This is a genomic window from Nostoc flagelliforme FACHB-838, from assembly GCF_014698065.1.
In the GTDB taxonomy this organism is placed as follows: Bacteria; Cyanobacteriota; Cyanobacteriia; order Cyanobacteriales; family Nostocaceae; genus Nostoc; species Nostoc flagelliforme_B.
Window position 1 is genome coordinate 47,490 of the sequence record NZ_JACJSI010000037.1, and the last position, 19,095, is coordinate 66,584.

The 19,095-nt window shown below is 41.6% G+C and carries 14 protein-coding genes; 7 read left to right on the top strand and 7 right to left on the bottom strand.

Annotated elements, in window-relative coordinates; translation table 11 throughout:
* The first annotated feature begins 379 nt into the window (after positions 1 to 379).
* Both H6G97_RS19000 and murI read left to right on the top strand, forming a co-directional pair.
* A complete protein-coding gene (locus H6G97_RS19000) occupies positions 380 to 2,284 on the top strand; it encodes an N-acetylmuramoyl-L-alanine amidase (RefSeq protein ID WP_190942271.1) in 1,905 nt (634 codons plus the stop codon).
* Between the two features lie 129 nt (positions 2,285 to 2,413).
* Complete coding sequence (murI, locus tag H6G97_RS19005; protein ID WP_190942272.1) at positions 2,414 to 3,280, top strand: glutamate racemase; 867 nt, start codon at positions 2,414 to 2,416, stop codon at positions 3,278 to 3,280.
* 66 nt (positions 3,281 to 3,346) lie between these two features.
* On the opposite strand, the gene H6G97_RS19010 is transcribed toward murI, so the two are convergent.
* A complete protein-coding gene (locus tag H6G97_RS19010) occupies positions 3,347 to 3,499 on the bottom strand; it encodes a hypothetical protein (protein WP_190942287.1) in 153 nt (50 codons plus the stop codon).
* Positions 3,500 to 4,467: 968 nt separating this feature from the next.
* Here H6G97_RS19010 and sds point away from each other — a divergent pair.
* Entirely contained in the window at positions 4,468 to 5,439 is a 972-nt protein-coding gene (gene sds, locus H6G97_RS19015) for a solanesyl diphosphate synthase (RefSeq protein ID WP_190942273.1), read from the top strand.
* Between the two features lie 415 nt (positions 5,440 to 5,854).
* Here sds and H6G97_RS19020 read toward each other — a convergent pair whose 3' ends face one another.
* On the bottom strand, positions 5,855 to 6,328 hold the full coding sequence (locus H6G97_RS19020) for a hypothetical protein (RefSeq protein WP_190942274.1): 474 nt from the start codon (positions 6,326 to 6,328) through the stop codon (positions 5,855 to 5,857).
* Between the two features lie 204 nt (positions 6,329 to 6,532).
* Here H6G97_RS19020 and hetZ point away from each other — a divergent pair, with 204 nt between their 5' ends.
* From hetZ to H6G97_RS19035, 3 genes are all read left to right on the top strand, one after another.
* Complete coding sequence (gene hetZ, locus H6G97_RS19025) at positions 6,533 to 7,738, top strand: heterocyst differentiation protein HetZ (protein ID WP_190942275.1); 1,206 nt, start codon at positions 6,533 to 6,535, stop codon at positions 7,736 to 7,738.
* Complete coding sequence (locus H6G97_RS19030) at positions 7,731 to 8,708, top strand: PatU (RefSeq protein ID WP_190942276.1); 978 nt, start codon at positions 7,731 to 7,733, stop codon at positions 8,706 to 8,708. Before hetZ ends, H6G97_RS19030 begins: the two co-directional genes overlap by 8 nt.
* A gap of 349 nt (positions 8,709 to 9,057) precedes the next feature.
* Entirely contained in the window at positions 9,058 to 11,361 is a 2,304-nt protein-coding gene (locus H6G97_RS19035) for a transglutaminase TgpA family protein (RefSeq protein ID WP_190942285.1), read from the top strand.
* Positions 11,362 to 11,447: 86 nt separating this feature from the next.
* On the opposite strand, the gene H6G97_RS19040 is transcribed toward H6G97_RS19035, so the two are convergent.
* Positions 11,448 to 12,128, bottom strand: coding sequence for a uracil-DNA glycosylase (locus tag H6G97_RS19040; protein ID WP_190942286.1), 681 nt, complete (start codon positions 12,126 to 12,128; stop codon positions 11,448 to 11,450).
* 192 nt (positions 12,129 to 12,320) lie between these two features.
* Between H6G97_RS19040 and H6G97_RS19045 the strand changes: the two genes are divergently transcribed.
* On the top strand, positions 12,321 to 13,019 hold the full coding sequence (locus H6G97_RS19045; RefSeq protein ID WP_190942277.1) for a phosphoribosyltransferase: 699 nt from the start codon (positions 12,321 to 12,323) through the stop codon (positions 13,017 to 13,019).
* Positions 13,020 to 13,046: 27 nt separating this feature from the next.
* Here the strand turns inward: H6G97_RS19045 and H6G97_RS19050 are convergent, their stop codons facing one another.
* The 4 genes from H6G97_RS19050 to glyQ all read right to left on the bottom strand — a co-directional run bounded on the left by H6G97_RS19050 (position 13,047) and on the right by glyQ (position 18,894).
* Positions 13,047 to 14,147 (bottom strand): tetratricopeptide repeat protein, encoded by a 1,101-nt coding sequence (locus H6G97_RS19050; RefSeq protein ID WP_190942278.1) that lies wholly within the window; start codon positions 14,145 to 14,147, stop codon positions 13,047 to 13,049.
* 122 nt (positions 14,148 to 14,269) lie between these two features.
* Positions 14,270 to 14,728, bottom strand: coding sequence for an NADAR family protein (locus H6G97_RS19055; RefSeq protein ID WP_190942279.1), 459 nt, complete (start codon positions 14,726 to 14,728; stop codon positions 14,270 to 14,272).
* 122 nt (positions 14,729 to 14,850) lie between these two features.
* A complete protein-coding gene (locus tag H6G97_RS19060) occupies positions 14,851 to 17,205 on the bottom strand; it encodes a ComEC/Rec2 family competence protein (RefSeq protein WP_190942280.1) in 2,355 nt (784 codons plus the stop codon).
* A 789-nt stretch (positions 17,206 to 17,994) separates the two neighbouring features.
* Complete coding sequence (gene glyQ, locus H6G97_RS19065; protein ID WP_190942281.1) at positions 17,995 to 18,894, bottom strand: glycine--tRNA ligase subunit alpha; 900 nt, start codon at positions 18,892 to 18,894, stop codon at positions 17,995 to 17,997.
* Positions 18,895 to 19,095 lie beyond the last annotated feature (201 nt).

Genomic DNA, 19,095 nt, shown 5'->3' on the forward strand with positions numbered 1-19,095 from the left:
TAGTAGTAGAACAATTTAAGTATTCTTGCGGCGGAATAGAAGTAGCTTCTTTGTTATTGTCATCTGATGCTTTGCAAGTCAACAGATTTTGGATTTAGTGTAACGCGATGTTTAGTCTGGCATAACCTAAAATTGGCACTCTAAAAAATGCTCGATAACTCGCTAAAGCTGCGCTATCGGCAATCTAAAATCTAAAATTGGCAGTCAAATTTATCTAGGCTAATAACATGGCACAATCAGAGGAGCGTGCTATATTTTACGCCATTAGCTGTGTCTTAATAACAGCGCAAAACTCAAGTGTGCGTGGTGACGGTGTGAGGATTTGCCAATATGTTGATATGTTGACGGCTCCCATAAATGTGAATTAGGAGAAAAGACTGTGAAATTACGCTGGTTACTATCCAGTACTATTGGAACCATCTTCATGCTATCGTCGCCCGCAATGGCCGCGAAACTAGAATTTTGGCGTTTTGATGCTAATCAGAACAGGCTAGAATTTAATACTCTTGGAAATGTTCAACCCCAAGCACAATTAATTTTTAACCCCACTCGTTTGGTAATTGATTTGCCAGGAACCACATTTGGCCGTCCGCAGCTAAATCAACAGGTGGGTGGTGCAATTCGTTCAATCCGTATTGGGCAGTTTGATGTAGAAACAACACGCATAGTAGTTGAAATTACTCCTGGTTATACTTTAGACCCCAAACAAGTACAGTTTATCAGTACGACTGGCGATCGCTGGACAGTACAACTACCTACGCCAGAACCTGAAAATGTATCCTCAAAAAATACTGAGGGGCAGCCAGGAGAAGTTATAGCCACACAAACTTCTCCGAGAACATCTACGCCAACATTCCCCCCTAGGAATATTTACAATGTAGTAACGGCAGGTTCTGTGAATCTACCGAACAACGGAACGGTTATCGCCAGGGCTATTCAAATTGAGAGCTTACAAGTCACAGGTGATGGTTTTTTTGTCCGTACAAATGGTGGTAATCCTCAGATTCAGGTAAATCGTAGCAACAATCAAAAAGCAATTAACATCGACATTGCTGGCGCAACTTTATCATCAACTCTAGAGCAGCGAGATTTGCCGATTAATCGCTATGGTGTCAGCCGTATACAGTTTACCCAACTGCAAACCAGCCCATCTGTTGTTCGCCTGACTTTACAGGTAGATGAAAATAGTCCAAATTGGCGAGCAACTACTAGCAGTGTTGGTGGTTTCGTGATTATACCTAGTCGTGGCGTTGTACAGTTGCCTGGAAATAACAGTCCACGCCCTATACCATCTGCTAACACCTCAACTGCAACCATTCAGTCTGTGGAACTGGCTAATAATGGTACACAACTGTTGATTCGAGCCGACCAAACTTTATCTGCTATTGGAGGCTGGGATAGAACTTCTGGTCTGTACCGCATTTCTATTAACAATGCTAAGTTAGCTCCCAAAGTCACAGGCCCTACTTTTAATCCTAATAGCCCTATTTTGCGAGTTCGCCTGCAACCACAAGAATCCAATACTATCAACGTCTTAGTTCAACCAGCAGCCGGAGTGCAAATTGGCGAACTCAACCAAGTTGGCGATCAGCTTTTAGCTTTACAATTACAACGTACTGGTAGCAGCATTACACCGCCCGTTGCTTTACCTTCCCTGCCATCGCCAGACCAAGCTCAATTACCGAATTCCACAGATAATCCCCGTCCAATTTCCCAGCCACGGCCACGTCCCTCGGCTCCTAAAGGGAAATTGCTAGTAGTTATTGACCCAGGACATGGTGGAAAAGACTCAGGCGCTCCTGGTCTAGGTGGACTTTTAGAAAAGGATGTAATTCTGCCCATTGGTAAAAGGGTAGGAGCAATTTTAGAGCAAAATGGTGTTCAAGCAGTGCTAACGCGGGATGCCGACTTTTTCGTCGAACTTCAGGGACGGGTAGACATTGCCAAGCGAGTTAATGCGACTTTGTTTGTCAGCATTCACGCTAATTCGGTTGATAATCGCCCTGATGTCAATGGGTTAGAAGTATATTATTACGACAGCGGTTATGCTCTGGCTGAAGTAGTTCGTAAAACCATCCTTCAGGAAATCGGTACTATCAAAGACCGGGGAACCCGCAAAGCCAGATTCTACGTTCTCAGAAAAAGCTCTATGCCTTCAATTTTGATAGAAATAGGCTATATGAGTGGTTATGAGGATAATCCCAGATTGGGGACACCAGAATATCAAAATCGGATGGCAGAAGCGATCGCTCGTGGCATCCTAAAATACTTACAGCAGAGGTAATATAGTACAAGTTACTAATTAAAGAGGTAGTATTTAAACTTCTTTTACGCGTAGAATCTAGTGGTCAATTTGAAGATTGTCTGCTAAATTCTGTATTTTAAATCCCAAAACCTAAATTTATATCTGCCTGTGTATTCATCTTCCATTTTTGAAGGGAATCTTGACGATTTTTCTGATCAAGAACCCCAACGTGCCCCAATTGGCATCTTTGATAGTGGTGTGGGTGGACTGACGGTATTGCGACAACTATATCGGCAACTCCCCAATGAGTCAATTGTTTACTTTGGGGATACAGCCCGACTTCCTTACGGAATTCGTTCACAAGCAGAAATTTTACGATTTACGCGTGAAATTATTACCTGGCTACAACAGCAGCGGGTAAAAATGGTGATTATGGCTTGCAACACCAGTTCTGCTTTAGCCCTAGAAACCGTGCGTCAAGAATTTAGCATACCTATTTTGGGAGTAATCCTACCGGGTGCGAAAGCTGCTGTGCAGCAAGGAAAACGCATTGGTGTAATTGCTACTCCAGCTACAGCTAAGAGTAATGCTTATAAGCACGCTATACTCGAAATTGCTCCTGATGTCCAAGTCTGGCAAGTTGGATGCCCAGAGTTTGTGCCACTCATTGAGCAAAACCGCATTCATGACCCTTACACTGCTGAAGTAGCAAGAGCCTACTTAGAACCTTTATTAGAGCAGGAAATTGACACCCTAGTCCACGGCTGTACTCATTATCCCCACCTTACACCAGTACTGCGATCGCTCCTTCCTTCTCAAGTCCAGTTGGTTGATCCGGCTGTTCATGTTGTGGCAGCTTGTGCCCAAGAGCTAGACTTACTAGGTTTAAGAAATACTCACCTACCATTACCAACGCGCTTCGCTGTCAGCGGTTGTCCGAAACAGTTTTCCCAGTCAGGAGTGCAGTGGTTAGGCTATACCCCAATGGTTGAAGAGGTTTCCTTCACTGATATCGCTATTTCCCAACTCCAATAAAACTAATAAGTCCTTAGTCCTTGAATCAAAACAATTGACCAAGGACGAAGGACAAATGACAAATGACTATTGACTATTAACTGATATCTCCTGCTTATGTTTTCCTTCAGCAGATGAAGGGAAACTTGTAGGCACAGTCTTTGTACCCGTTCGCTTCGCCAGTGCTAATAACAGGTAGACCGTGAACAAATATCCAGAGGCTAAAATAAAAATCATCATAGGCATACTTCCGTAAATCATTGTTCTACTAGCACCCTTTTAAAACGAATATAAAATTACATAAAATTAGTAGAACCTCAGCCACACAAGTACATTCTTGATGGCTGTAGTTTCATGATGGTAAAATTGCCTATAGAGATAAAATCCTCTACGGACAAAGAATTTATTGTCTAATACAACTTCTTGCAGACCATAGATCGCACAGCAGTTAGGTTGCCGTTTAGCAATCGAAAACTACGATTCTCAGCGGTCTACTTGATCTGCTTTATTTTTGCTCAAACTTCTGTAAAAAGAGCAATGTTTGCGCTCAACGTGCGCTTAAGACGTGTAGCGACTTCCCATAGGGATATGACACAGCTCCAAACCAGGAGTTTTGCGTATCGTAGGAAAAATTAAAGGAACTATTACCTTAATCTAACCGACGAATATTTATTTTAGACTCACAATACCAAGTAAGTAAAATCAACTAGTAGCTGATTTACTTTTGGGTGTGAATATCTGAAAAATTTAAAATTCCTATATTTTAGCGTAACACAATGACCTTGAATTTGAAGCTCAATCGGCTGCTAAATTTCAAATTTTTTGAAGAGCTAGACTTCAGTCCGGGAGAAATTTAGTCTTACTTATTGGCGACAAATTAAATTTACCTCCTTTTTGTCAATAAGTAATATTGTTTAAATTATGTTTTTAACTGTAGCTTAAACATCAGAGAGGAAACTACTTAACATAATTCAGGCTGATATTTATTTTTTCATACTGATAATTCCCGTTTTAAGTTATTTTAAAACCTGAATTATCAAAAATAAAGTATAATTACTTATTTACAAATCTATTAACAACCCTAATTATCACCCATAGACTCATAAATGTGGGATTACCTGATGAAAACTTTGCGCTGGCACAGGGTTATCTTAAAATGAGTATAGGATATGTAAACTTTCGTAACCTAAGTCAGAGTCCGCCCATCCATGACCCCAGCCACCTCCCTGTTTACCCCTGTGGAAGCAGACCTGCGACTACTAGCAGATAACCTAAAACAGCTAGTTGGAAACCGCCACCCCATTCTGTTTGCAGCAGCCGAACATTTATTCGGAGCTGGGGGAAAGCGTATCAGACCAGCAATTGTCCTGCTAATATCGCGGGCAACAATGTTAGAACAAGATATTACACTGCGTCATCGCCGCCTAGCTGAGATTACAGAAATGATTCACACAGCAAGTTTGGTACATGACGATGTGGTAGATGAATCAGACGTGCGGCGAGGCGTCCCTACCGTTCATAGTTTGTTCGGGAACCGCATTGCCATCTTAGCAGGAGATTTTCTCTTTGCCCAATCATCCTGGTATTTAGCAAACTTGGACAATTTGGAGGTGGTGAAACTGCTCTCAGAAGTCATTATGGATTTGGCTACTGGGGAGATTCAGCAGGGACTGAATCGTTTTGATGCTAGTATCTCTATTGAAACTTACCTCCAGAAGAGTTATTACAAAACAGCTTCGTTAATCGCCAACAGTTCTAAAGCAGCTGGATTGCTCAGTGAAGTGTCACGAGAAACTGTTGAGCATCTGTATAGCTACGGTCGTCATTTTGGTATTGCATTTCAAATTGTTGATGACATTCTAGATTTCACCAGTACAACAGATACCTTGGGTAAACCAGTGGGGTCGGATCTCAAAAGTGGTAATCTGACTGCACCCGTTTTATTTGCTTTAGCCCAAAAACCATCTTTGGAAGTGCTGATTGAGCGAGAGTTTGCTCAAGAAGGGGATTTAGAACAAGCACTAGCACTGATTCAAGATAGTCATGGTATACAGCAGGCAAGAGATTTGGCTGCTCACCATGCTAAGTTGGCAATTGAACATCTTGCAGTTCTCCCACCCTCAGAATCTCACCAGGCATTGATTAACATAGCTGAGTACACACTGAGTCGCCTCTATTAAATCGGCTATCAAGTGGAAAGTGGGAATTTAGGTATAGGGTGTGTTACAGATTCCGTAATGCACCAAAAACCTGAAATGTTGTATTGCGCTAACGCCTTAACACACATTAAAGCAGTTTTACATTTAATTCAACCCACCTATTTACTAGGTAGAAAGTGGAGTTTTTTTATTTGGAACTTCTTAAGTGTAAAACTTTGGTTCACTAAGAAACTAAAACTTTAAAACTGAAAAATGTTCACTGAGAACTGTTTTTTAACAAATTTTAAGTTTCACCAAGAGTTGAGTTAGTAGCATGGTGTAAGTGAAAGAAAAAATTTCTTTTTTTCACTGATTTAAAAAACTTTTTTCAAAGAATTTAAGATTTAAAATTTTGGATGTGGGATTGTATCTAAAAAACTCCACATCCAAATTTTTTCTATGCAATATCAGGGGGTATCTGTTTAGGCGATCGCTGCTGTCGTAACTGTTTCTGTATGAGTTTCTCTAGTTCAGTTCGCCGAACTTCGACGGTATGAGTGGTCTTACCCGGCGTTTCCAAAAAAACGATACTATCTACGGGTTCTAATGCCACCATTTGGAACAAAATATGGGTGACAGGAGTAATTTTAGCTAGCATTTGAGGGTCAAGCCCAGCAGGGGAAATTAGAGAGACATCCTGTATGGTAGGGAAAGCGTAAAGAACGCGCTTTTCCAATCCTGGATTAGCACGATTGCTCAACGTAGTTACAACCCAGCTTGACTCCAGATTTTGGAGAATATAGTACTGGGAGTAGCGTAATTTTAGAGCGATCGCTCTAAGGGCAGGAGCAATTGCTGCAACAAGATGTGGTGTTATACCATCTCGGGGTGCATTGTCAATCAGCAATTGAATTTGTGCTTCTAAATCCATAATGACTTGTATACGGCTCCTGGGTAATGGCAATAACATCTATCAAGTGTGAACAATCCCATCAGAATTGGGAATAATAAAATCAGCCACATCCTCAATAGTAGGATTGGTCTGCGTTTAGCTTATACGTAAAACCGAACAAGCCAATACCCACAGTCCTACAGGTTGTATTTAAATACTTAGGGTCTTTTGAAAACCGAGACTATGAATTCAGCCGCAACCGCAACTATTCCATCTGCAACTATTCTGGGAGAAAATTCTACAGGCGTGGAGGTGATCTTTCAACTCCTGTCCAAGGAGTTTCAGCAGTCAACCAAAGCTTCGGAACAAAATTGCCACGATGTAGCAAGACGTATCACCACCGAAGTCTACCGGATTTGTCATGAAAGCAAACGTATCCAAGCTTCTGGAACTGTAGAAAGCTCGGCGATGACCCTAGCTCGGCATCGGCTGCAACAGTGTCTCAGGTACTATCAGTTGGGTTCAAATCGGGGCAGGGTCGAATTACACAGTACTCTGAGTGCAATTGTTTATCGATATATTAATCCACCTCAGAGGCAATTGAGCTATCAAGGGCGGCTGACGATAATTGAAGATTTCCTCCAGAGTTTTTATCTAGAAGCGCTGAACGCTTTCCGGCGAGAAAATCAACTTGGTGCCACTTATCGCCCGCAAACGCTCTTGGAATTGTCCGAGTATATGGCATTTACCGAGCGCTACGGCAAGCGACGCATTCCTTTACCAGGCCGTCAGCAGCAGCTAATTATCCTCCGGGCACAAACTTTTTCCCAACAGCAGCCCCCAGAAACCAGCGTAGATATAGAACAAGCCTCAGAGGGTAGCAATAATGAAGGTGATGGTTCTTGGGAAGAGCCAGCAGTTCACCAATTGCGCTCCACAATGGCAACGCAAGCCGAACCCGAACCTGAAGAAGACACCTTGCGCTCCGTTGTTGTTACAGAATTAATGAATTATCTCGAACAACGGCAACAATCTGACTGCGCTGATTATTTTTCCCTCCGCCTCCAGGATTTATCAGCACAGGAAATTGAGTCGGTTTTAGGTTTAACCCCTCGTCAGAGAGATTATTTGCAACAGCGCTTTAAGTATCATTTGATTCGGTTTGCCCTGTTGCACCGTTGGGAATTAGTTCACGAATGGCTGGAAGCTTCTCTGCACACCAATTTGGGCTTAACTCCCCAGCAATGGCAAGTATACACAGCACAACTGGACAATAAGCAACGGTCTTTATTAGAGTTGAAGCAACAAGGACAAGCTGATGAAAAAATAGCAAAAACTTTAGGGCTGTCAATGGCACAACTGCAAAAACGATGGTTTAAAATTCTTGAGCAAGCTTGGGAAATTCGTAACTCATTAGTTTCCGGATCAGGTGCATCTACTCATGAATAGTGACTCAGAATCCTTACAACACCAGTGTCTCGATTGGTTATTGACAGATAATGTCAAAAATAACGAGCAATCTGTAGAATGTGAGGAAAATGACGGGGTAACAAACCTCCTGAAGAAAGCCACTGCTTCAAAAAGCAGTGAGCCAAAATTAGGAGCAACGCCCCAGACCTTTCAATTGGGAGAAATTCCTACTGTGCAAGATCGTTTCCAAGCTGTCCTTAAAAATCGGTTACAAATCCAAGCCCAAGAGCACCCACCATTGTTTCCTTGGGAAACACAATTAACCGAATATCCTGATTTTGTTGATGAGCCGTCAATGACACTCGTTCCTAGCTGGGGATGGATGGTACAACAGTCGAAGTTGACCTTACCAACTCGGTTGCCGGAAAGAGTTTTCCAGCAATTGCTAGAACAGTGTCAGGCATTGGTGACATCTTCTGTGCCGTTGGGGGCAAAATTAGTTCAAGTGGTGGAGAACTTTTTTCCTAACGAGTCTCAAGCATTAAACGATATCGCTGGACTGGTGCTAAGAAGCACCTATCGATCTGTAAGTACTCTGGAGACAATGCCCGCTATTCAGAGCGATTACTCAGATTTACAACCGCGTCAACAGATGGCTTTGTCGTTGTTAGCAGCTAAACAACTGCTGGAAAATCTGACTCTACCACTTTCAGCAACCAGTCCAGTGGTGGAAAGAGAATGGTTAACCAGTGTTGGTACTTTGAACATCAGAGTAGAGTACCAGTCTCTAGGTAAACTTACGAAGTTACTTGTTCAGGCTGAGTTACCCGTTAAAGGAAGTTTGACGCTGCGGGGAAGTGGAACCTTAGCAATGACAACTTCTTCGACTTCGGGATACTTAAATGTAGAGTTAGGCTGCGAGCAACTTAACCCAACTTATACCCTGGAAGTTGAGTTTCCCGAAATAGACGAACAGCCATTGTTGTTTGTCATTAATCCCACGATTTAGTTTAAATTGCCACCGCTAGCACATTATGTCAATCAACGCCGATATATATTAAGAGGATTTTCCTGGTTTTGAAGTTTATCCTATTTTTCAACAAGCGGTCATTGGGGTGTCTACGAGAAGCAGTTATTACAAAGACACAGAGATACAAGGATATGGGGACATGGAGATTTTGAGAAATTATTTGATTATTTCTTGATTCACCGCGTCACCCATTTCTCGTTTCTCTCCATATCTACGCCTGATTATTTTTTTTGACACAGTAGTAGGGTAAGTAATTACGTTCTCTGCATTGTGTTTTTTGCATCTACATCATTGCTTCTACTAGACTCAAATGTTTAACTTATCCAGGATGAATCGGTTTTGGCGTCTCCCTGTAGGTAATTTCTGGCGGCAAAATCCGCAGGGGTCGCCTTTAATAGAAGTGGAAGATTCAATTTCTTTGCGGGTGCTGGTGCTAGCGTTGGTTATTTTGGGAATTGGGGCGACGGATATCGCTGCTGAAACTTCATTTAGTCTTTGGGCGTTACCCCTGAGTGTAGTGGGTGCAATTTGGAGTTACTATCGTCGCCGCGATCGCAATGTTGCAGTTCAATTCTGTATCGCCATCGGAATGTTAGTAGCACTGGGTGCTTTCTTTGGGCGATTAGTGGGAGAGTTGAATGATACGCGGTTGGGTTTGGCAGAGTTATTAATTCAACTACAGGTGTTGCATAGCTTTGACACACCGCGTCGGAAAAATTTGGGCTATTCGATTGTTATCGGACTAATTTTATTAGGTGTAGCAGCAACGCTAAGTCAGACTTTAGCATTTGCACCTGTGTTGCTGTTATTTTTAGCGATCGCTCTGCCAACTTTAATATTAGATTATCGATCACGCCTAGGTTTACAGCCATTAAAAATTCAAAAGGAAAAATTCAATCAGAAGAATCCCTCAAGTCTTAATTTTAAATTTTTAATTCTAAATTTTTTGCTAATTGTCGGTCTGGGACTGGCAATTTTTGCTATTTTACCCAGATTCCCCGGCTATCAATTACGGAATTTTCCTGTAAGTTCTGCTATTCAAGTAAAAAGTAATTTCACAGGACGTAGTATCATTAATCCCGGTTATATCCGCCAAGGTAAAGGTAATAATCAAGGCAGTGGTAGCGGTGGTACGGGACAAAATCAAACTGGTCAACCAGGGAAAATAGATAATAACTTTTATTACGGTTTTAATAGCCAAATTAACCAAAACCTGCGGGGTGAGATGAAACCCAAGGTAGTGATGCGGGTGCGATCGCAAGCTGAGGGTTTTTGGCGAGTATTAGGATTTGACCGTTATACAGGTAAGGGATGGGAAGTTTCTCGTAACGAAGATGTTACAACTATCAAGCGATCGCCTTGGTCTTACCAAATTTTTATTCCCCCATCTGCGATCGCTGGTAAAAGCCAAGAGGTAGTGCAAACTTATACAGTAGTGTCGGATTTGCCTAACCTGATTCCAGCAATGGCTAACCCCAAGGAAATTTACTTTCCCACACCAATGATCGCTGTTGATAAGGAAGACGGATTGCGATCGCCTGTAGAACTATCAGAAGGACTCACCTATACAGTAGTTTCCGAAGTACCATACCGCGATCGCACTCTGTTAGGTAAAGCTTCTACTAAATATCCGCAACAGATTAAAAAGTATTATCTACAAATTCCTCCCGAAATTGCCGAAAAAGTCCGGCAACGTACTGAAGAAATTCTCGCCAACTACAATCAAGAAAAAGTCTCTAAGTCTGCGAAAAGACTGGATTCACCTTATGAAAAGGCTCTGTACTTAGCCCAATATTTAAAGCAACGCTACTCTGTTCCCCAAAATCCCTTAGAACTGCCTTATTTAAGTAAAAAAGAAGACTTGGTAGAAACTTTCTTGTTCAAGCAAAAAGGAGGCTATCCAGACCACTTTTCCACAGTTCTGACAGTGATGCTGCGTTCCATTGGCATCCCAGCGCGGTTAGTTGCAGGGTTTAGTCCAGGAGAATTTAATCCATTTACGGGGCTATATGTTGTCCGTAATACTGACGCTTATGTGATGACGGAAGTGTATTTTCCTAGATATGGTTGGTTTGCCTTTGACCCCATTCCCAATCATCCTCTGATTCCCCCATCTATTGAAGATACTCAGACTTTTAGTGTGTTACGCCAGTTGTGGCATTGGGTTGCTGGATGGTTGCCGTCTCCGGTGACAGGTTTGTTGAATAATGTATTTGGGACAATATTAAGTTGGGTGATGAGAGTGATCGCTTGGTTTTTAGCTTTATTCTCTCAAGGTTGGTTTGGTGTATTAACTGGCTTAACTGTGGGGACTACAACGGCTTTCTTAAGTTGGCTAGGTTGGGGTCAGTGGCGAGAGTGGCGCAACCGCCGATGGTTAAAAAAATTGCCAGCAATGGAAAGCCTTTATCAACAAATGCTGCAATGGACAACCCAAAAAGGTTTAGGCAAACATCCAGCACAAACACCTTTAGAGTATGCCAGAGGTTCATACCAGCATCATGCCCCAGCAACTGCTGAGGTAATAGATGAGATTAGCCAAGCCTATGTTAGTTGGCGTTATGGTGGTCATGCTCCTAATTTGAAGCGATTACGAGAAAGATGGCAAAATACCAAAAATACAGCTAAGTAACTCATTGATAAATTAAATAAGTAAGGTTGTCCATTGGACAACCTGTTTAATTTCAATGTCAGAAGCAATTCTTTTTACTGCTGACATTAGCTGTTATTCTGAATTTCATCTAACTTGGCACGTACTGCCTGGATATCCTGCCACATCAACCATTTAGGCGCACCTCTTTCTTTAGAAGGGTTACGTAATAAGTAGGAAGGATGAAAAATTGGCATACATAAACGTCCTTCCCATTCCAGCCACTGACCGCGAATTTTCGTAATTCCCCGCTTATCGCCAGTGATGCCTTTGACAGCAGTTGCACCTGTTAACAAAATAATTTTAGGGTCAACTAGGCGAATTTGTTCTAATAAATAGGGTAAACAAGCCGCCACTTCTGTTGGAGTAGGAACTCTATTATCTGGTGGACGACATTTATTGATATTGGCAATATATACATCTTGCTCAGTAGTCAGATTTACAGATGCCAGAATTTTCTCCAACAACTGGCCCGATCTGCCTACAAATGGTAAGCCGGTTTCGTCTTCATTTTGACCGGGCGCTTCCCCTATAACCATAATTGGTGCTTTGAGATTACCGCGTCCGACGACAGCATGAGTCCGAGTGTCTCCCAATGGACAACGATGGCAACTATTGCAGTGCTGTGCCAACTCCGTCATGTCAGGATAAGTTCCCGCAGCGATCGCAATTTTTGCGTCTGTAGGAATTAGTTCTCGTTGGTTAAAACTTGAGTCGTCGAAGAGGCTGAGTTGGGTTTCGCTGCTCATGAAAATCAGGATTTTGGCATCAGCGCTAACTATCATATCTGAGTTAAATACCCCTCTGGCTGGATATTTATCAGAACAAATAGATTTTTACTGAATACTTAGTTATTTATACAAATCTTATTGTATCAGTTAATTTGAGACAAAATTCAGTCATGATAAAAGCAGTGCCGTCCTAAAATGCTGGGGGAAACCATGTCACATACCCCATTTTTCGCCGATCGCACCCATGCAGGTGAGTTATTGGCGCGAGTGATTCATGATGTTTTGACTCAGCAAACTATTAATTCTGGGGTAAAGCCTGTACCAATTGTTTATGCTTTGCCAAGAGGGGGTGTACCAGTAGCAGCACCAATAGCGCGTCTTTTGGATTGTCCGTTGACAATTGTTGTGGCAAAAAAGATAAGCCATCCAGAAAACCCAGAGTTAGCAATTGGTGCAGTCACTACTTTTGGAAATGTTCTTTGGACTGATCAAAAGCTATTTCGCTTTAAACATGATGCGCGGGGAAGGGAAGTAGCTTTAAATAAAGCGATAAACCTTGCTAAGTCTCTTGAGGCTCAATTAATTCCTGCTTGTCCGCAGGTGAATGCAGAGGATGCCACACTCATCTTAGTTGATGATGGCATTGCTACAGGTATGACAATAGCGGTAGCGGCAACTGCTCTTAAAACGCTTTCTCCAGCAGCAGTTTGGCTATGTACTCCAGTAGCGCCACAAAAATTGCTACCCTGGTTAAAACAATGGGGCGATCGCACAATTATCTTAGAAACACCGGAACCTTTTTGGAGTGTGAGTAATTTTTACGCCCAATTTCCCCAAGTAGATACATTAGAAGTTCTCGCATATCTCCAGCAACAAAAGACAATAGGACAAATTGACCTATGCGAGTAATTTTGAATCGTTTCCCTCTTTTGCTTTTTAAGTATTTTGAGACGTTCCCTGCTGATATTGCATAGCTTTGGCATAATCACCCAAAGCGTAGCAAGCGACTTTCAGACTAGCAAGAGCTTGTTCTTCACTGCGACGATCTTTGATATTCCTCGCTAACAACAAACGTTCTTCGTAATATGTAATTGCTTTGTTGTAGTCACCCAAAGCTTCACAAGCAACTCCTAAACTACTTAAAGACTGTTCCTCGCTACGCTTGTCTTGAATTTCTTTAGCTAATTGCAACCGATCTTCATAATACTTAATGGCTTTAGTATAATCACCTAAAGCATAACAAGCATTACCCAGATTCTTTAGCACCTGAGAAGCACTGCGAACATTTTTTAAGGAGCGTGATAGTACTACGCACTGTTCATAATAGGCGATCGCTTTTGGATAATTGTTCAAAGCATACCAAGCATTACCCAAATTCTTGAGTACTTGTTCCTCGCCCCAGTTATCTTTGAGTTCCCGTACAATCTCTAGACTTTGCTGCTGATACTCAATAGCCTGTGTAAAGTTGCTCAAAGCTTTATATACTAAACCCAAATTATTCAGTACTGCCACTTGACTGCGTTTGTCTTGCAGTTGCTGCGTTATTTTCAAACACTTTTCTAAAAACTCAATAGCCTTTTTATGGTCATTCAGGTGACGGTATGCATTGCCTAAATGGGAAAGTGCTTGCATCTGCAATGCTAAATCTGAAGTGTTATTGAGCAAAGACAAACACTGTTGAGAGTAAGAAATAGCACCTTTGTAGTCTCCAGCGCTGTAAGTCAACAATCCTAACAAAGAAAGTACCTGTGCCTGTTTCTCCAAATCACCAACTGCCTGAAACAGCCCCAAGGATTGTTGTAAAGACTTCATCGCCGTTATTAATTCACCAGCTTGCTGTTGTTGAATTCCTTGGCGTAGTAGGTTGGATGCTTCGGATAAATGATCATCACTTTCCTGTGGAGGTAGTATTTCTGCTTGTGAACCAGAGTCAAATTCATGGGTAATTGTATTACGCTTCACTGGATTTAGGTATTTTATGGGTAATTGCAGGGGAACTGTATTTTTCAAGCTATTATTCCATTCGCCTTTAGGCATGAACCCCTTTCTGTTAAGTCTGGTGGTAAATCTAGTGTTCCCAAAACCAGGATGCATCTTTCATCAAGCTGATTTACCACACTTGGATAAGCAATTCATAGCAACAATATTATTTAACAGTTCTATATCTCAACATCTGCGCCGTATGTATGATGCAGGATCTCTCGCACCTCCATTAAAATTTTTCCTAGCATATTTTTACCACTACCATCGGCTCCGCAACCCCAGTAAAAATCGATAGGTGAGTTTTCAACAATTTCTGCATTGCCTGTGGAAAGTAAGATATTCCTGATATCTGTATGAGTTTGAAATTTAGATAGTACAGCTTGCCGCATAATGTCATCTTTAACTTGTTCCCAATCTTGACGTAGGGAACGGCTTCTCTCACGCCCCATTCTTGCCCCATCTTTAGGTGTTTTAACTAGACGGATTTTTTCTAGATGAGATGTACCCACAAACTTTTGCGCTTGAAAGTAGTGTTCGCTAGTTGACCAATACAATCCATCTAATTGAAAGCCGTGGGATGAAAAGTTGGAGAAACAGCCATATTTTTCACGAGTGCTATAAAAGTAAATTGTCATAAAAATTGATGCTGCTTTGAATTCACTTAATTTATAAGTTTTTTATAAAATATGACTTACGCAAGCTCTACGATTCTTGGCGGTTCGATAAATTAAGCTTTTTAGCAGTTTTTGCGTAAGCCCTATAAAATTGATGATTTATTTTCTGTTGCTTCAATAAACGCCTCAAATTGACCATTAGGTGTCCATTGAATAGCCCCATCTCTTCCTGTAAAAAATAGTTTAGTTTTGCTTTGATTGAGTTCAGATAAAGTTTTCGGATCAAAGTTAGCAGAAGAAGCGATCGCTACTTGTGGTTGCAGAGCAATAACTAAATCTTTCAATGACTCAGGGGCACACCACAGCACTTGTGGGCGAGGCAAACTTCCATTTTTAACTAGCTGTTGTACCTCTTTAGATTTAACATTTCCTACTAATAACCAATTTTGATCTAAAATTTGCAATTGTAAGATAGGTAATTGGTCGTTGATTAATTGTGCTACTGTCGAACCTGCTTTTACAGCTTGACCAACTGCCAAAGGTTGATAAATGCCTTGAGATTTTTGTAGTTCTTGTTGAATTGCCTGAATAGTAATAGAACTATCTGTTTTTGGGGAATATTCATAAAAATTTTTGATTGGTAATCGTTGCATTAATTCAAACCAAGCATTACTTTCATTGCCTTGAAAATCAGTTGCGATCGCCCAATTAATTTGATTTACACCCTGCTGTTGTAAAAACGGTAAAATTGTAAAGCGTCCTGTACCTTCATCGCCACTATTAATTACAGTTACAGTACCTCGATCTTGAATAATTACAATTGGTTCTGTTCCAGATTCCAATACCGTTATCCTAAACAAAGTATTTGTAGAATGCCAAAGGGGTATGAATACTAAACCAATAGCAATCACATTAGCGAACCACCATCGCCTCTGCCACCAAGGGACTAGCCAAACCAATATAATCAGTGCATAAATCGCCAGAAGCTGCCAAGTAGATATACTACCTACAGCGACAGAATTTCCCGGCAGCTTGCTAAAAAATTCCACTAGTTTAATTAGCCAATCAGTTGGGTAATGCAACACCGCAGCTAAAAAGCTTCCAGCCTGAGTCCAAATTAAACCTACTAAGGCACTGATGATTCCACCTATGCTAATAATCGAAATTAATGGAGTACTAACCACATTCAGCAACAAGCTATAAGATGGTACAACTCCAAAGACAAAAAGTTGCACAGGTAGAGTCCAAATAGTGGCAGCTAGGGGAACGGCAATCAAAGCAGCGATCGCAGGTGGTAGCCATGCTAGTCCTTTGACTAATGCGGGTACTGTTACAATTAATCCTAGTGTTGCTAAAAAACTCAATTGAAAACCTAAATCCCAAATCCATAGAGGATTAAATACTAATAACAGAGTTGCTGCTAATAGTAATGATCCGAACTGTTTTACCTTCCTTTTTAATAGCAAACCAACTAATGCCGCAAAACCCATAATTACGGCTCTGAGAACCGCAGGTTGAAAACCTGTTAAACTTAGAAAAATGATTAAAGCCAAAAAGCCAAGAGTAAATTGCGTTCCTTTTCTTGCCTGCCTCGTTAACTGTAAGATTACACTCAAAATCAAAGAAGTTTGGAACCCAGAAGCTGCTAAAGCATGAGCTAATCCTGCTTGTACAAATAAGTCACGGATATCGTAGGGTAAATCAACAGCTTTGCTTCCCAACACCATAGCACTGACAAGAGGCCCTTCAGGAACACCCAACCAACGGACTTGCGATCGTACAATTCGCTCCCGAATTTGCCACCATCCCCATTTACGTTCCTGCTCGAAAATATTTATTTGTCGTCCAATCAAACCAGCAAATGTTCCTTCTTGCTTGAGAAACTTTTGAAAGTCGAAACCACCAGGATTGGAAGCTACCTTTGGTTTATACAAAATCCCAGTCACAGCAATTTCTTGACTAGGGTATAACCCAGTAGCTTGAAGTATAGGCACTGTCACATACAATTTGCCTGTAACCCCTTTTGGCACACCTGCTGAACCTTTCTCATTTTTGACTTCATCTATTTGAGTCGTTTCCAGCCAAAATTGTCCTCGCTGGCTACGAGTCAAACGGGGATTACTTGCCACTTTGCCGCGAACAATCACAAGTTGTTCTTGATTACTGCTATTTCCAGTCGGAACGAACTGACTAATATCTTTTGCACCCGGTTGCGGCACTCGCCATTGAAAATATAAAGTTGCCAATAATCCCACTAAGCTAGCAGCTAGCCATCTTCGAGGATGAGGAGTAGTTTGCCAAGTGTTAGGCACTGCCTTATTTTTGCTTCCAGCATTTTCTGGTTTCTGAGCAAATTGCCGTAGCGTAGTTCGTCTTCTAAAAAAAATTGCTCCCACTATTCCCAGAACCAGAATCCACACACCACCCCAAGGAACTGCTGTAAACAACAACCCAAAAATGTAGCCAAGACAAATAATTACACCAGTGGTTTGAATCATAAGATTTTCGTAAAAGCACCTGACAACCCGAATTTGCAGCTGACTTAAATTTAAATATAGATAAGGTCGTAATACAGAAAAACCGCCATTGCTGAATTTGGCTATAAAATTCAAAAATAAAATATTCCGAACTCTTATTATCTGCGCTTGGACCGCCTCTGCGTAAGCTTTTTATCTTTTTACAGGATTTTTCATATATTTGAACCACATTTGTCTTAGGATCGCAACGACTTGTGCCCCTATCCCGTGATCTATTTACTTGAAAATTGCTGTAATCAGCAATAGCGAAAAATTCTATGCTTCTGGTGAAGTATAGTCCATCAAGTTGATACAAACAAAGCCCGCCTATGTGGGCTTTGTTTGTATCTTTAAAAGAATGTTTGAAAAGTCCTCTTCTCGGTAAAAAAACGGTTTAGCCCCCCCTAAATTCCCCTTAAAAAGGGGGACTTTGACTCCGGTTCCCCCCTTTTTAAGGGGGGTTAGGGGGGATCAATGAGTGCCTAAAATCATAGTCAACTACTTTTCAAACAACCTCTAATGTTCTAGACTCAATATTTAATCGTATTTCTGTCCTTTAGCAAAAGCCACATTATTTAAAGATATACCTAGCCTAAATCTCAATGCAACATGGATAAACAGAAGACGAAGCCGTAGCAAATGAAATTTGGCAAAACTCTGTGTACCAACTCTGCAGGAAGGCAAAACGCCTATGCGTTTACTTTGCGTTTCTCTACGCTAAAAACTTATTATTTTACACAAAGCCGTACTTAGTTCTTATAGCCGCATCCTTTAGAATATTGGGCTTCCTGTTGAACTCACAGTATCTTTCAGCAGAGGAAAACCCAACTTCTCCCTTTGCTCAACATATAAATGAGCTACCTTCCTAGCCAAATGCCGAATCCTGGCAATATAGCGAGTTCTCTCCGTCACCGAAATCACACCTCTAGCATCCAGCAAATTGAACGTGTGCGAACACTTCATTACATAATCTAAGCTAGGCAAAACCAATCCTCGCTCAGTTAATTGGGTTGCTTCCTGCTCATACAAATTAAATAGTGTCAGTAGCAATTCAGGGTTCGACGCTTCAAAGTTGTATGTACACTGCTCAATCTCTCCCTGAAGGTAAACATCACCATAAGTAATGTTGTCCGTCCAATGAATCTTAGTAATTGCCTCTACCTGCTGGAGATACATTGTCAGCCGCTCTAACCCATAAGTAATCTCAATTGAAACCGGACGGCAATCTATACCCCCACACTGTTGGAAGTAGGTAAATTGAGTAATTTCCATCCCATCTAACCATACTTCCCACCCGGTGCCCCAAGCTCCTACTGTTGCGTCTTCCCAGTTATCCTCTACAAACCGAATATCGTGGTCTTCTGGACGAATGCCTAAAGCCCTTAATGAATCAAGATAAATCTCCTGGATATTATCTGGTGAAGGTTTGATTAGAACTTGATATTGATAATAGTGTTGGAAACGGTTGGGATTCTCGCCATACCGTCCATCGGTAGGGCGACGGCATGGTTCAACATAGGCAACAGCCCAAGGTTCTGGCCCCAATGCTCTTAAAAAGGTTTGGGGATTCTTAGTACCAGCACCCTTCTCAATGTCATAGGGTTGGGCGATAAGACAACCGCGCTCGCCCCAAAACTGATGCAATAAACTGATTACCGATTGAAAATTCACGCTTGCTTTATCCTTGGTCAACACAGTGCATAAACCATTGTTGCCTAGAACCGGGCACAGTAGGGAGTTTCAAAAGGACAGAGAAGCGGTCCAAAAATAATTTGGAAAAATAGTTGACACAAGGAAGTAGGTTCGCTATATTGAATAAGTGCCGGAAGCGAAGCGAGAAAGAGCGACGCTGAGAGGGACACCGAACCTTGA

What these genes read in the sequence shown, in the direction of transcription:
- H6G97_RS19010 (WP_190942287.1), bottom strand. Translation starts at nt 3,499, where the DNA reads ATGATGATTTTTATTTTAGCCTCTGGATATTTGTTCACGGTCTACCTG.
- sds (WP_190942273.1), top strand. Translation starts at nt 4,468, where the DNA reads ATGACCCCAGCCACCTCCCTGTTTACCCCTGTGGAAGCAGACCTGCGA.
- H6G97_RS19020 (WP_190942274.1), bottom strand. Translation starts at nt 6,328, where the DNA reads ATGGATTTAGAAGCACAAATTCAATTGCTGATTGACAATGCACCCCGA.
- hetZ (WP_190942275.1), top strand. Translation starts at nt 6,533, where the DNA reads ATGAATTCAGCCGCAACCGCAACTATTCCATCTGCAACTATTCTGGGA.
- H6G97_RS19030 (WP_190942276.1), top strand. Translation starts at nt 7,731, where the DNA reads ATGAATAGTGACTCAGAATCCTTACAACACCAGTGTCTCGATTGGTTA.
- H6G97_RS19035 (WP_190942285.1), top strand. Translation starts at nt 9,058, where the DNA reads ATGAATCGGTTTTGGCGTCTCCCTGTAGGTAATTTCTGGCGGCAAAAT.
- H6G97_RS19040 (WP_190942286.1), bottom strand. Translation starts at nt 12,128, where the DNA reads ATGAGCAGCGAAACCCAACTCAGCCTCTTCGACGACTCAAGTTTTAAC.
- H6G97_RS19045 (WP_190942277.1), top strand. Translation starts at nt 12,321, where the DNA reads ATGTCACATACCCCATTTTTCGCCGATCGCACCCATGCAGGTGAGTTA.
- H6G97_RS19050 (WP_190942278.1), bottom strand. Translation starts at nt 14,147, where the DNA reads ATGCCTAAAGGCGAATGGAATAATAGCTTGAAAAATACAGTTCCCCTG.
- H6G97_RS19055 (WP_190942279.1), bottom strand. Translation starts at nt 14,728, where the DNA reads ATGACAATTTACTTTTATAGCACTCGTGAAAAATATGGCTGTTTCTCC.
- H6G97_RS19060 (WP_190942280.1), bottom strand. Translation starts at nt 17,205, where the DNA reads ATGATTCAAACCACTGGTGTAATTATTTGTCTTGGCTACATTTTTGGG.